The 13,585-nt window shown below is 71.0% G+C and carries 10 protein-coding genes; all 10 read right to left on the reverse strand.

Annotation, left to right across the window (positions count from 1 at the left end):
• Window positions 1-2: 2 nt before the first annotated feature.
• The 10 genes from ACFO6V_RS12210 to nuoF are packed head-to-tail and all read right to left on the reverse strand — an operon-like array spanning window position 3 to window position 13,582.
• Window positions 3-1,091 (reverse strand): polyprenyl synthetase family protein, encoded by a 1,089-nt coding sequence (locus ACFO6V_RS12210; protein ID WP_377135662.1) that lies wholly within the window; start codon window positions 1,089-1,091, stop codon window positions 3-5.
• A complete protein-coding gene (gene nuoN, locus ACFO6V_RS12215; protein ID WP_377135664.1) occupies window positions 1,088-2,875 on the reverse strand; it encodes an NADH-quinone oxidoreductase subunit NuoN in 1,788 nt (595 codons plus the stop codon). Before nuoN ends, ACFO6V_RS12210 begins: the two co-directional genes overlap by 4 nt.
• Window positions 2,872-4,464: an NADH-quinone oxidoreductase subunit M gene (locus tag ACFO6V_RS12220; RefSeq protein ID WP_377135666.1), complete on the reverse strand. Its 1,593-nt coding sequence runs from the start codon at window positions 4,462-4,464 to the stop codon at window positions 2,872-2,874. The genes nuoN and ACFO6V_RS12220 overlap by 4 nt, the downstream gene beginning before the upstream one ends.
• Before the next feature lie 11 nt (window positions 4,465-4,475).
• On the reverse strand, window positions 4,476-6,422 hold the full coding sequence (gene nuoL / locus ACFO6V_RS12225) for an NADH-quinone oxidoreductase subunit L (protein ID WP_377136601.1): 1,947 nt from the start codon (window positions 6,420-6,422) through the stop codon (window positions 4,476-4,478).
• Between the two features lie 20 nt (window positions 6,423-6,442).
• Window positions 6,443-6,742, reverse strand: coding sequence for an NADH-quinone oxidoreductase subunit NuoK (gene nuoK / locus ACFO6V_RS12230; RefSeq protein ID WP_377135668.1), 300 nt, complete (start codon window positions 6,740-6,742; stop codon window positions 6,443-6,445).
• Entirely contained in the window at window positions 6,742-7,506 is a 765-nt protein-coding gene (locus tag ACFO6V_RS12235; protein ID WP_377135670.1) for an NADH-quinone oxidoreductase subunit J, read from the reverse strand. The genes nuoK and ACFO6V_RS12235 overlap by 1 nt, the downstream gene beginning before the upstream one ends.
• On the reverse strand, window positions 7,503-8,246 hold the full coding sequence (nuoI, locus tag ACFO6V_RS12240) for an NADH-quinone oxidoreductase subunit NuoI (protein WP_377136602.1): 744 nt from the start codon (window positions 8,244-8,246) through the stop codon (window positions 7,503-7,505). Before nuoI ends, ACFO6V_RS12235 begins: the two co-directional genes overlap by 4 nt.
• Window positions 8,247-8,295: 49 nt before the next feature.
• Window positions 8,296-9,600 carry an NADH-quinone oxidoreductase subunit NuoH gene (gene nuoH, locus ACFO6V_RS12245; protein WP_377135672.1) on the reverse strand — a complete coding sequence of 435 codons (1,305 nt, stop codon included), beginning with the start codon at window positions 9,598-9,600 and terminating at the stop codon, window positions 8,296-8,298.
• On the reverse strand, window positions 9,597-12,236 hold the full coding sequence (locus ACFO6V_RS12250) for an NADH-quinone oxidoreductase subunit G (protein ID WP_377135674.1): 2,640 nt from the start codon (window positions 12,234-12,236) through the stop codon (window positions 9,597-9,599). Before ACFO6V_RS12250 ends, nuoH begins: the two co-directional genes overlap by 4 nt.
• Window positions 12,233-13,582 carry an NADH-quinone oxidoreductase subunit NuoF gene (gene nuoF / locus ACFO6V_RS12255; RefSeq protein ID WP_377136603.1) on the reverse strand — a complete coding sequence of 450 codons (1,350 nt, stop codon included), beginning with the start codon at window positions 13,580-13,582 and terminating at the stop codon, window positions 12,233-12,235. The genes ACFO6V_RS12250 and nuoF overlap by 4 nt, the downstream gene beginning before the upstream one ends.
• Window positions 13,583-13,585 lie beyond the last annotated feature (3 nt).

A 13,585-nucleotide genomic window follows, 5' to 3' on the forward strand; every position in this document is an offset into this window, starting at 1 on the left:
TGTCAGACCGCGCGGTCCGCCAGCACCTGAGCGAACTGCTCCAGGGACTCCTTGACCGGGCCCTCCGGCAGCGGCGCCAGCTCGGCCGAGGCAGCACGCGCCCACTGGACCGCGAGGTCCCGCGTCTGCCCCAGGACGGCGTGCGCGCGCAGGCGTTCCAGCGCGGCGGTCAGCGCAGCGTCGGACGACAGGTCGCCGTCGAGCGTGGCGAGCAGGTCCCGGTCATCGGAGGTGGCGGCGCCCGACGCGACGTGCTGGCGCAGCAGCAGCACGGGCATGGTCGGCACGTGCTCGCGCAGGTCGGTCCCCGGTGTCTTGCCGGAGGTCTCGCCGGACGAGGCGACGTCGAGCACGTCGTCGGCGAGCTGGAAGGCGACGCCCACCTTCTCGCCGTACGCGCCCACTGCCTCGATCTGCTCCTTCGGCGCTCCGGCGATCATCGCGCCGAGGCGGGCCGACGCCGACAGCAGCGACGCCGTCTTGTCCGACAGCACCTGGAGGTAGTGGGCCACCTGGTCCTCGCCGTCGTCGGGGCCCATCGTCTCGTGCAGCTGGCCCAGACACATCCGCTCGAACGTCCTGGACTGCAGGATCACTGCCTCGGGGCCCAGCTCCGCGACGCGCGCGGACGCCCGTGCGAACAGCATGTCGCCGACGAGGATCGCCACCGAGTTGCCCCACACCATGTGGGCCGACGGCGCCCCGCGCCGCATCGGCGCGGAGTCCATGACGTCGTCGTGGTACAGCGAGGCGACCTGCGTCAGCTCGACCACGACCGCCGCGTCGACGATGCCGGGCGCGGCACCGTCGCCCAGCTCACCCGTCAGCAGGGTGAGCAGGGGACGGAACCGCTTGCCGCCCGCGTCGATGAGGTGCCGCGAGGCGCCGTCGGCCAGCTTGTCCGCGCTGGCGACGGCCTCCAGGAGCGCGTCGTCGACCCCCGTCAGCCGCTCCGCGAGGCGGGATGCCAGCTCCGGGTCGGAGATCGGCAGGCCGAGCGCGGTCGGATCGGGCAGGTTCGACGGAGCGGCCGGAGAAGCCGACACGGGAGTACCCGTCGTCGTCTGGGGCGGCAGCGGTGCGGAGGTCACGGCACGAACTTACTTGCCTGTTCCACCAGAGAGAGAACCGGGGACGGGAAAACGCCGAGAATCACTGTCGCGATCGCGCACACGGCGATGGCCACGGCGGCCGGTCCACGGGACCGGACCACCGTCACCACGACGCGCTGCGCGGTCGTGACCTGGACCTTGGTCAGGGTGGCCGTCACGGTTCCGCCGGCCACCGCGCTACCGCTGGTCGAGACCTCGGCCTCGCCGGGCTCGGCTCCTGGCGCGGTCTCGACGAGCGCGACCTGCGACTCCGCCGGCTCGTCCTCCGCCCGCTGGAACACCATGACCACCAGGAGCCGCAGGTAGAACGCGACGGCGACCACGGACGCGAGCACACCGAGGACCGCGAGCCACCACAGGCCGCCGGTCGTCGCCCCGGTGAACGCGCCGAACTTGGCGATGAACCCGGCGGTGAGCGGGATGCCCGCCATCGACAGCAGGAACAGCGCGAAGGCAGCGGTGAGCCACGGGGCCTTGCGGCCCAGCCCTGCCCACTGCGAGATCTCCGTCGCCTCGCCGAGCACGACGCCGTCGTCGTCCACAGGACCGTTGTCCTCGCCGGAACTCGGCGTGATCCGGCGCTCCCGCACCAGCGTGACCACGCCGAACGCGCCGATCGTGGCGATGCCGTACGCGAGCAGGTAGAAGAGCGTGGACGACTGCACCTGCGTGTTGAAGCCCGCGATGCCGACCAGCAGGAAGCCCGCGTGGGCGATCGACGAGTAGGCCAGCAGGCGCTTGACGTCGGTCTGGACGGACCCGATGACCGTGCCGACGGCCATCGTCAGGATGGCGACCACGACGATGACGATCTGCAGCTGCCGCATGATCTGCGGGTCCACCGCCTGCACGCCGATCGAGATCCGGTACAGCACCTCTACGAGGGCGGCCACGGCCGCCACCTTGGTGCACGCGGCCATGAAGCCGGTGATCGGCGTCGGAGCCCCGGTGTAGACGTCGGGCGTCCACGCGTGGAAGGGCACGGCGCCGACCTTGAACAACAGGCCGACCACGACGAGCAGGACGCCGGCGACGAGCAGCACGCTCATGCCTTCGAGCGGCAGGCCGCCCTGCTGCACGGCCTGGGCGATCTCCAGCAGGCGCACCGTGCCGGCGAACCCGTAGATCAGCGCGACGCCGAAGATGAACAGCGCCGAGGCGAACGCGCCAAGCAGGAAGTACTTGGCGGCGGCCTCCTGCGACAGGAGCCGACGCCGGCGCGCCGTCGCGCACAGGACGTACAGCGGGAGCGACAGCACCTCCAGCGCGATGAACATGACGATGAGGTCGTCGGTGGAGGCGAAGAGCATCATGCCGCCCGTCGCGAACAGCAGCAGCGGGTAGATCTCCGTCTGCTCAAGGCCGGACCGGCGGGCCAGGTCCTCGTACGAGGTGCCGGGCACCGCCGAGGCCGCGGGCGCGAACGCGTCCTGCCCCGTGGCCGTACGGTCAGCCACGACGAGCACGCCGAGGAAGGCCAGCACGGCGATGATGCCCTGCGCGCCGAGTGCGAAGGGCGTGAGGGTCAGGCTGCCCCCGACCACCTGCACGGGCTGCGCCACGATCTGCGGCCAGAGGATCGCGACGAACACGAACCCGCCGGCCAGCGCGGCGAGGGTCAGCACTATCTGGGTCACACGGCGGGCCTTGGCAGGCACGAACGCCTCGATGAGCACGCCGACCACGCCCGCACCCAGCACCACGAGGAGCGGTGCGAGGGCGAGCCAGTCGATCTCGGGTGCCACGAACTCGGACTCGATCACTGGTCGCTCCCCATCTGCGTGGCGGCATCCGCCGGTTCGTCGACCGTCGTGAGGGCCACCGACTGCTCAGCCGGCGCGTTCACGTAGGTCAGGGCCAGGCCCGGTACGAGGCCGAGCACCAGCAGCCCGACGACGAGCGGTGCCGCGACGATGCGCTCACGCGTCCCGAGGTCGGGCAGGGCTTCGAGCCCTGCTGCCGGTGTTCCCGTGAAGATCTTCTGATAGGTCAGCAGCACGTAGACCGCAGCGAGGACCACGCCGGGGATCGCCGCGATCGCCCAGGCCGCCGAGCCGGCGGGCGAGCCGCCGAACGCGCCGATCAGCACCATGATCTCGCTGACGAACGTCGCCAGGCCGGGCAGCGACAGCGTCGCGAGCCCTGCCACCAGGAACGTCCCGGCGAGCACCGGGGTGACCGACCGCAGGCCGCCGTAGGCCGCGATCTTCTGCGACTTCTCCGGGTGCCGGGACACGAGGAACCCGGCAACCAGGAACAGCGCGCCGGTGGCCAGGCCGTGGTTGAGCATCATGAAGCTCGACCCGGCGGTGCCCAGCGGCGTGAAGGTGAAGATGCCCAGGATGATGAACCCGAAGTGGCTCACGGAGGTCCAGCCGACCAGCCGCAGCAGGTCGGTCTGCATGATCGCCATGATCGCGCCGTAGAGCACGGAGATCACGGCGAGCGCGATCACGAACGGCGCGGCCCAGCGAGACGCCTCCGGAAACAGCGGCAGGCACAGCGTCAGCATCCCGAAGGTGCCGACCTTGTCCAGGACGCAGATCAGGAGGGTGGACGTGCCGGCGGTGGCGTTCCCCGCGACGTCGGGCAGCCAGCTGTGCACGGGCACCATCGGCGCCTTGATCGCGAACGCGATGAAGAACCCGATGAAGATGAGGCGCTCGGCCACGGGGTCCATCTCGAGGCCGGTCAGGTTGGCCGTGAGGAAGGCGTCGGAGGCACGCAGCCCCGTCTCGGGGTCCGGCGGGACCTGGAAGTACAGCGCGATCACCGCGGCGAGCATGATGAGCCCGCCGCCCAGGCTGAACATCAGGAACTTGACGGCCGCCTTGCGCCGGCCCTCGCCCTGCCCGAACCCGCCGATGAGGAAGTAGGCGGGGATCAGCATCGCCTCGAACAGCACGTAGAACAGGAACACGTCACGAGCGCAGAACACCGCGACCATGAACGCCTCGAGCAGCAGCACGAGGCCGACGAACCTGCGCAGGCGCACCTCGTCCCGCCCCTGCTCCTTCCAGGCGGCGAGCAGCACCAGCGGCACGAGCACCACCGCCAGCGCGACGAGCAGCAGGCCGACACCGTCGACGGCCACGGCGTACGAGACGCCGATCTGCGGGATCCACGCGTAGGTCGCACCGAGCTGGTGCTCGGCGGCGGCGCCCGGGTCGAAGGCGATGAACGTGCCGACGAGCAGGGCCACCTCGACCAGCGAGAACACGAGCGCGATCGGCCGGGCGAGGCCCACCCCCGCGCTCGCCGGGCCCGTGCGGGAGCGGCCGAGCGCGCTGAGACCCACCAGGGCCGCGCCGACCAGCGGCCACGCGATGAGCGCGGTCAGCCAGGGAAACATCTCTCCTCCGATCACTGGGCACCACCGAGGCCGGACACGAGCCAGGCGACGGCGGCGATCACGAGGACGCCACCCGCCATGCCCGCCGCGTACGAACGTACGTAGCCGCTCTGCGCCTTCCGGAACACCTCGCCGAACCACGACACGGTCTGGGGCAGGAGGCCCCAGCCGCGGTCGACGACGTCACGGTCGCCCACCTGGACCAGGCGGGCCACCCCGTGCGCCGGCTTCAGCACCAGCGTCTCGTTGGCGGTGTCCTGGTACAGGTCCCTGCGGGCCGCCCGGGTCAGGAAGGAGCCGCGCGGCGCCTCCTCCGGGACGAGGGAGACCGCGTACATCCGGAACGCCAGCAGCGCCCCGAGCACCACTACCGTCAAGGTGGCTCCGATGATCACGGGCACCGGGAGCACCGGCTCGTGGTGCTCGGCGTGCCCGACCACCGGCTCCAGCCAGGTGACGAACGTGCCGCCGATGCCGAGCACCAGGCCCAGCGCGGCCGAGCCGACACCGAGGAACACCAGGGGCCACCACATCAGCGGCGAGCCCTCGTGGGGGTGCTGGTTCTCGGTCCAGCGCGGACGGCGTCCGCCGAACGTCATGAAGAACAGGCGGGTCATGTAGAACGCGGTGATCGCGGCGCCGAGCACCGCGACGGTGCCGAACACCCAGGCCCGCCACGGCTGGCCCTCGACGGGCATGAAGGCCGCCTCGATGATCCCGTCCTTCGACCAGAAGCCGGAGAACGGCGGGATACCGAGGATCGCGAGCCAGCCGAGCCCCATGGTGATCCACGTGATCGGCATGAACCGCGACAGCCCGCCGAAGCGCCGCATGTCGGTCTGGTCCCCCATCGCGTGCATCACGGAGCCGGCACCGAGGAACAGCCCGGCCTTGAAGAAGCCGTGCGTCAGCAGGTGGAAGATCGCGAACGCGTACCCGGCCGGGCCGAGACCCGCTGCGAGCATCATGTAGCCGATCTGCGACATCGTGGAGGCGGCCAGCGCCTTCTTGATGTCGTCCTTCGCGGTACCCACCACCGCACCGAACAGCAGGGTCACCGCACCGACGAGCACCACGACGAGCTGCGCCGTCGGGGCGGCCTCGAGGATGGGGCCGGAACGCACCATGAGGTACACGCCGGCGGTGACCATCGTGGCGGCGTGGATGAGGGCGGACACCGGCGTCGGGCCAGCCATCGCGTCACCCAGCCAGGCCTGCAGCGGGAACTGCGCCGACTTGCCGCACGCGGCGAGCAGGAGGCACAGGCCGATGGCGGTGGCGACAGCCGGGGAGATCAGCGCTGTGGCCGAGCCGGCGCCGTCCCCGGCGACGGCGGGCAGCACGTCCGCGAAGCTGACGCTGCCCACGGTCGAGAACATCAGCGCCATGGCGGCGATGAGCCCCATGTCGCCGATGCGGTTCATGACGAACGCCTTCTTGGCCGCCACCGCGTTCTCCCGGGCGGACGGCCGCCCCGTGTCCCAGAACCCGATGAGCAGGTAGGACGCGAGGCCCACACCCTCCCAGCCCACGAAGAGCAGGAGGTAGGAGTCGGCGAGGACCAGCGTCAGCATGGCCGCGACGAACAGGTTCAGGTAGCCGAAGAACCGGCGCCGGTGCGGGTCGTGGTCCATGTACGCCACGGAGTACACGTGGATGAGCGTGCCCACGAAGGTCACGAGCATCACGAAGGTCATGGACAGCGGGTCCAGCCGGATGCCGAGGTCCACGTCCAGGCCGCCCGCGGACAACCACGTCCACAGGTGGTGGTCGACGGAGCGTTCCTCGGGCACCGTGCCGATCATGCGGAACATCAGGATGAAGCCCACGGCGGCGGAGGCGGCCGAGGCCAGCACCCCGAGCCAGTGGCCCCAGCGGTCGGTGGCCTTGCCACCCAGCAGCAGGATCGCTGCGCCGATCAGCGGAAAGCCGACCAGCCAGGGGGCGAGCCCGATCACGTCGTTCACGTCTCTACCCTTCAGCCCTTGAGCAGGTTGACGTCGTCGACCGAGGCCGAGCGGCGGGTGCGGAATATCGTCACGATGATGGCGAGGCCGACGACGACCTCGGCGGCGGCCACGACCATGACGAAGAAGGCGAGCACCTGGCCCGTCACGTCGCCGTGGATCCTGGCGAACGTGACGAAGGCGAGGTTCGTCGCGTTGAGCATGAGCTCGACGCCCATGAACACGACTATCGCGTTGCGGCGCAGCAGCACGGTCGTCGCCCCGATGGCGAAGAGCACGGCGGCCAGGACCACGTAGTTGGTGATGTCCATCAGGCCTCGACCTCCGGTGTGTGCGGCGCCGGCCGCTCCTGCCCACGGATCCGCAGCACGCGCGACACCGACTGCGGCACCTGCTCGCCGTCCGGGCCGAGCGCCGGCGTGTCCATGGCGTTCGACCGGGCGTAGACGCCGGGCGGCGGCAGCGGGGTGAGGACCACGCCGTCGGGCAGCGCCTTGATCCGGGACTCGGCGACCGAGGCCTGGGTCTGCTTCGGCGTGAGCCGGCGCCGGTGCGTCAGCACCAGCGCGCCGACCGCCGCGGTCACGAGCAGGACGCCCACCGCCTCCATGGCCAGCACGTAGTCGCCGAACAGGACGCGCGCCAGCGCCTGCGGGTTGGCGACCCCACCCGGGTCGCCCCCGTTCAGGCCGACGGCGGGCGGGAACGCGGCGTTCGCCACGACACCGCCGAGGATCGCCGCGAGGCCGATACCGATGAGCAGACCGATCCAGCGCTGGCCCCTGATCGTCTCGGTGAGCGAGTCGGACGCGTCGACGCCGACGAGCATCAGCACGAACAGGAACAGCATCATCACGGCGCCCGTGTACACCACCACCTGGACGACGCCGAGGAACGGCGCCTCCTGCGCGATGTACAGGATCGCCATGCTGACCATGACGAACACGAGGCACATCGCCGCGTGCACCGCGCGCTTCACGAACAGCAGGCCGAGGGCGGCGAGGACCATGAGGGGCGCGATCGCCCAGAAGAGGACCGTCTCGCCGCCCGAGATCTCGAGGCCGGTGGGGGTCACGCGGTCACCCCGTTCCGCACGGAACCGACGGCCGCCGCACCGGCGGACTTCTCGGCCGCACCTGGGCCCTCGTCCGGACGCAGCTCGTGCTGCCTCGGCGTGGGGGCGGGGGCCTTGCCCGAGACAACTGCCTCTGCCGCGTCCAGCGTCGGGTCGTCCGGCCGCTGTTCGCGGACCCAGTCGACCTGCGCCGCCGTCGGGCCCAGGACGTCACCGCTGTAGTAGTTCGTGTCCGTGGTGCCCTCGACCATCGGGTGCGGCGCGGCCAGCATGCCCTCGGAGAGCGGGGCCAGGAGGTCCTGCTTCTCGAAGATCATGCCGGCGCGCGTCTTGCCGGCCAGCTCGAAGTCGTTCGTCATCGTCAGCGCGCGCGTGGGGCAGGCCTCGATGCACAGCCCGCAGAAGATACAGCGCAGGTAGTTGATCTGGTAGACGGCGCCGTACCGCTCGCCGGGGCTCATGTGGGCCCCGTGGGAGTCGTCCGCGTTGACGTCCAGGCCCGCGTTCTGCGGCAGGGCCGCGTTGGACGCGCCCTCCACGTAGATCGCGTCCGCCGGGCACGCCCACGCGCACAGCTCGCAGCCGATGCACTTCTCCAGCCCGTCGGCGTACCGGTTGAGCTGGTGCCGGCCGTGGAACCGGCGCTGCGGGGCCACCTTCTCGCGCGGGTACTGCTCAGTGACCGTGGGCTTGAACATCGACGACAGCGTCACGCCGAAGCCCGCGACCGGGGCGAACATCTCCCCGATGGGCCCCGGCTGGGGTCGCAGGGGTTGATACTCCTGGTGCTCACTCACCGTGGACCTCCTTTCCGAACCGCTTGGACGGGGGCAGCTTCTCGCCGGGCAGCGGCGGCACCGGGAACCCGCCGGCGAAGGCGTCGACGGTCTCCTTCTCGGCGCCCTTGCCTGCACCCGGTGGCGCTTCCTTCTTCTCGGGCCAGAACCACATGACCGCTATGAAGACGATGGCGGCCCCGATGATCCATGGGATGAAGCCCTGGTAGGTGACGCCCTGGATGCGCTGCAGCCACTGCACGACGGCGAGCACGACCACCCAGCCGAGCGCGACCGGGATGAGGACCTTCCAGCCGAAGACCATGAACTGGTCGTAGCGCAGGCGCAGCAGCGTGCCGCGCACCCACACGAAGACGAACATGACCGCCCACAGCTTCACGAGGAACCAGAGGATGGGCAGCCAGCCCTCGTTCAGGGCGCCGCCCAGGAACTCGTCGGGCACCGGGGCACGCCAGCCGCCCAGGAAGAGCGTGACGCAGACCGCCGAGACGTTGAGCATGTTGATGTACTCCGCCAGGAAGAACCAGGCGAACTTCATCGACGAGTACTCGGTCATGTAGCCGGACACGAGCTCGCCCTCGGCCTCGGGGAGGTCGAACGGCAGGCGGTTGGTCTCACCGATCATCGAGATCACGTAGATCACGAAGGCCGGCGCGAGCGGGATGAACCACCAGATCTGCGTCTGGCTGGACACGATCTGCGACGTCGACATCGACCCCGCCATGATGAACACGCTCACCAGGGACAGGCCCATCGCGAGCTCGTAGCTGATCACCTGCGCCGTCGAGCGCACCGAGCCGAGCAGCGGGTAGGTGGAGCCGGAGGCCCAGCCGCCCAGCACGATGCCGTAGACGCCGAGCGACGCGGCGGCCAGCACGTACAGCACCGCGACGGGGAAGTCGGTGAGCTGCGCCGGGGTGGTCCAGTCGGTCCAGAAGAACGACACGCTCGGCCCGAACGGGATGACGGCGAACACCAGCAGCGAGCAGAACACCGAGATCATCGGCGCCAGCAGGTACACGAACCGGTCGGCCCGGGTGACCGTCATGTCCTCCTTGAGGAGGAGCTTCATGGCGTCCGCGAGCGACTGGAGCAGGCCGAACGGCCCGTGCCAGTTGGGTCCGGGACGCACCTGCATGCGCGCGACGACCTTGCGCTCGAACCAGATGGCGAAGAGCACGCTGGTCAGCAGGAACACCACGATCAGCACGGCCTTCACGATGGAGGCCCAGATGGTCTCCTGCGAGAAGTCGGCGCTCACGCCGGGCGCCGCGGCGGCGAGAATCGAGGCGTTCATCGGCTCCCCTTTTCCGAGTTGTCAGACGCGTGAGTCACCGGGGTGACCTGTGCGTCTGACATGTGGGTGGTGACGGTGACGAGGTCGCCGGCCGACGCGCCGAGCGTGTCGTGCACACGGCAGGCCGCGCTGTTGAGCGGCAGCCACACGACGCCGTCGACCATCCCGTCGGTGACCACGGCGGGCACCTCGACGGCGCCGCGCTTCGTGCTGACGGCGACCCGGTCGCCGTCGGCCACGCCGAAGCCCGCAGCGGTGGCGGCGGACATGCGGGCGACTGCCTGCTTGGCCGTGCCGGCGAGGAACTGCTCGCCGTCCTGGCCGCGACCCGCGTCGAGCTGGAGCCGCCAGGTGGCGAGCACCGCCTGTCCGAAGCCGACGGCGGGCGGTGCGGCCGGTGCGCCGCCCTGGACCGTCAGGCGGTCGCCGGTCCAGGCGCTGTGCTGCGTCATGGCTATGGAGAGGTGGGCCTCGGCGGGCGTGGCCGCCTGCAGGTCCACACCCAGGTGCTGGGCCAGCACGTGCAGCACGCGGTGGTCGGGCAGGGCGCTCGACTCGAGCGCGGCGCCGAAGGACCGCACGCGGCCCTCCCAGTTCCAGTACGAGCCCGCACGCTCCACGGGGGGCGCGACCGGGAGTACGACGTCGGCCCGCTCGGTCACCTCCGAGGCGCGTACCTCGAGGCTCACGACGAACCCGCCGCGCGCTGTCGCCGCGTCGAGCGCGGCGCGTGCGGCGGCCGGGTCGGGCAGGTCGGCGAGCTCGACGCCGCCGACGATCGCGCCGCCCAGGGTGCCGTCGGCCAGCGCCGCGAGGATGCCCGCGGTGTCGCGACCCGGGGTCTCCGGGATCTCGGCGCCCCAAGCCTCGGCGACCTGGGCACGTGCGGCGGCGTCCGCCACCGGGCGACCGCCCGGCAGCAGGTCGGGCAGCAGGCCGGCCTCGACGCCACCGCGCTCACCCGCACGGCGCGGGATCCACGCGAGCCGCGCGCCCGTCGCCTCGGCGAGGCCCACGACAGCCGCGTACGCGCCGCGCGAGCCCGCGAGGCGTTCGCCCACGAGGATCACGGCACCCGGCTGGGCAAGAGCACTGGTGTCGATGTCGGACGTCGGTGCGTCCGCCGGGGACAGGCCGCCGCCCAGGGTGGTGGTCAGGCTGGTCAGCCACTCGGCCTCGGTGCCGGGTGCGGCGGGCAGGAGCGTGCCGTTCAGGCGGGTCAGACCGCGCGTGGCGTAGGGGGCGATCGAGAAGATCTTCGTCCTGGACCTCCCCATTGCGCCCTTGCGCAGCCGCAGGAACGTGATGCCCGCCTCCTCCTCGGCCTCCAGGCCGACGAGCAGTACCGCGGGCGCCTGCTCCAGGTCGCCGAACGTGACGCCCACGCCCGACCCGGCGACGACGTGCGCCAGGAACGCGGCCTCCTCGGCGGAGTGCACGCGCGCACGCTGGTCGACGTCGTTGGTGCCGAGCGCCGTCCGTGCGAAGCGGGACCAGGCGAAGGCGTCCTCGACGGTGAGCCGGCCGCCCGGCAGCACGCCGACGCCGCCGCTCTGCCTGGCCCTGGCCAGCCCTGCGGCCGCGACCTCGAGGGCCTCCACCCAGGACGCGGGCCGGAGCTTGCCGTCCTCGCGGACGAGCGGCGTGGTGATGCGGTCCGCCGCGGACTGCCAGGTGAACGCGAAGCGGTCCTTGTCGGTGATCCACTCCTCGTTGACCACCGGGTCCTCGCCCGACAGCCGGCGCAGCACCTGGCCGCGGCGGTGGTCGATGCGGATCGCGGAGCCGCAGGAGTCGTGCTCGGCGATGCTCTCGGTGCTGACCAGGTCGAACGGGCGCGACCGGAAGCGGTAGCCCGCCCCGGTGAGCGCGCCCACCGGGCAGATCTGCACGGTGTTGCCGGAGTAGTAGGAGGAGAACGGCCGCCCGGAGGTGTCCGTGGTGGCCTCCCCGACCGGGCGGTCCACGGGGCCGGTGCTGGACTCGGCGCCGGCGAACCCGAGCACGTCCTCGTCGAACCGGCCGATCTGCTGGTGCGCGCCGCGGTCCTGCAGCGCGATGAACGCGTCGCCCGCGATCTCCTCGCTGAACCGGGTGCAGCGCTGGCACAGCACGCAGCGTTCCCGGTCGAGCAGGATCTGCGTGGACAGGGCGATCGGCTTGGGGAAGGTGCGCTTGACGTCGACGAACCGCGTGTCGGTGCGGCCGTTCGACATCGCCTGGTTCTGCAGGGGGCACTCGCCACCCTTGTCGCAGACCGGGCAGTCCAGCGGGTGGTTCATGAGCAGGAGCTCCATGACCCCCTGCTGCGCCTTGTCTGCGACGGCGGAGGTGTGCTGCGTCTTGACGACCATGCCGGGCGCGACCGTCATGGTGCACGAGGCCTGCGGCTTCGGCATGGGCCGCACGTTGCCCTCGCGGTCCGGCATGGCGACCTCGACGAGGCACTGCCGGCAGGCGCCCGCGGGCGCCAGGAGCGGGTGGTCGCAGAACCGCGGGATCTGGATCCCGGCCTGCTCGGCGGCCCGGATGATCAGCGTGCCCTTCGGGACGCTGACCTCCGTGCCGTCGATGGTGAAGGTGACCAGCTCGACCGGTACGGCCTCGGTCTTCGGGTTGTTCGTGGTGACGGTCATCGGTGACCTCCGGCGCCGGCGCCCGCGAGGGTCGCCGGTGTCCGTGTCTTGGGGGTGTAGGGGAAGAGTGCCGACTTGCTCGGGTCGAACGGGCAGCCGTGGCCGTCGATGTGCGCCTGGTACTCCTCGCGGAACAGCTTGATGCTGGAGGTGATCGGCGAGACGGCGCCGTCGCCCAGCGCGCAGAACGCCTTGCCCAGGATGTTGTCGCACAGGTCGAGCAGCAGCTCGAGGTCGCCGTCCTGGCCCTCGCCCGCCTCGATGCGGTGCAGCACCTGCTTGAGCCAGTACGTGCCCTCGCGGCACGGCGTGCACTTGCCGCACGACTCGTGCGCGTAGAAGTCGGTCCACCGGCTCGTCGCCCGGACCACGCACACCGTCTCGTCGAAGATCTGCAGCGCGCGCGTGCCGAGCATCGACCCCGCGGCGCCCACCGACTCGTAGTCGAGCGGGACATCGAGGTGGTCGGCGGTGAAGATCGGCGTCGACGACCCGCCGGGGGTCCAGAACTTCAGCTCGTGCCCCTCGCGGACCCCGCCCGCCAGGTCGAGCAGCTCGCGCAGCGTGATGCCGAGCGGCGCCTCGTACTGGCCGGGCCTGGTGACGTGACCCGACAGGGAGAACAGGCCGTGCCCCTGGGACTTCTCCGTGCCCATCGAGGAGAACCAGTCGGCGCCCTTCGCGATGATGGCAGGAACGGAGGCAATGGACTCCACGTTGTTCACGACCGTTGGCCGCGCGTACAGGCCGGCGACGGCGGGGAACGGCGGCTTGAGCCGCGGCTGGCCGCGCAGGCCCTCGAGCGAGTCGAGCAGCGCCGTCTCCTCGCCGCAGATGTAGGCGCCGGCGCCCGCGTGCACCGTGACGTCGAGGTCGAAGCCGGAACCCTGGATGTTCTTGCCCAGGTAGCCCGCCTTGTACGCCTCCTCGACGGCGTTCAGCAGCCGCCGGTAGACGTGCAGCACCTCGCCGCGCACATAGATGAACGCGTGGTCGCAACCGATCGCGTAGCTGGTGATCGCCACGCCCTCGATCAGGTGCTGCGGGCTGGCGAGCATGAGCGGGATGTCCTTGCAGGTGCCCGGCTCGGACTCGTCGGCGTTGACGACCAGGTACCGCGGACCGCCGTCGGGCGGAGGCAGGAAGCCCCACTTCATACCGGTGGGGAAGCCCGCACCGCCGCGGCCGCGCAGGCCGGAGTCCTTGACCGCCTGCACCAGGTCGGCGGGTGCGGTCTTCAGGGCCTTCTTGAGGCCCGCGTAGCCGCCCGCACGCTCATAGGTGGCCAGGCGCCAGGACCGGTCCTTGTCCCACGTGTCGGTGAGTACCGGTGTCAGCGTCGCGATGGA

It is taken from the genome of Promicromonospora alba, assembly GCF_042654905.1.
GTDB classification, from domain to species: Bacteria; Actinomycetota; Actinomycetes; order Actinomycetales; family Cellulomonadaceae; genus Promicromonospora; species Promicromonospora alba.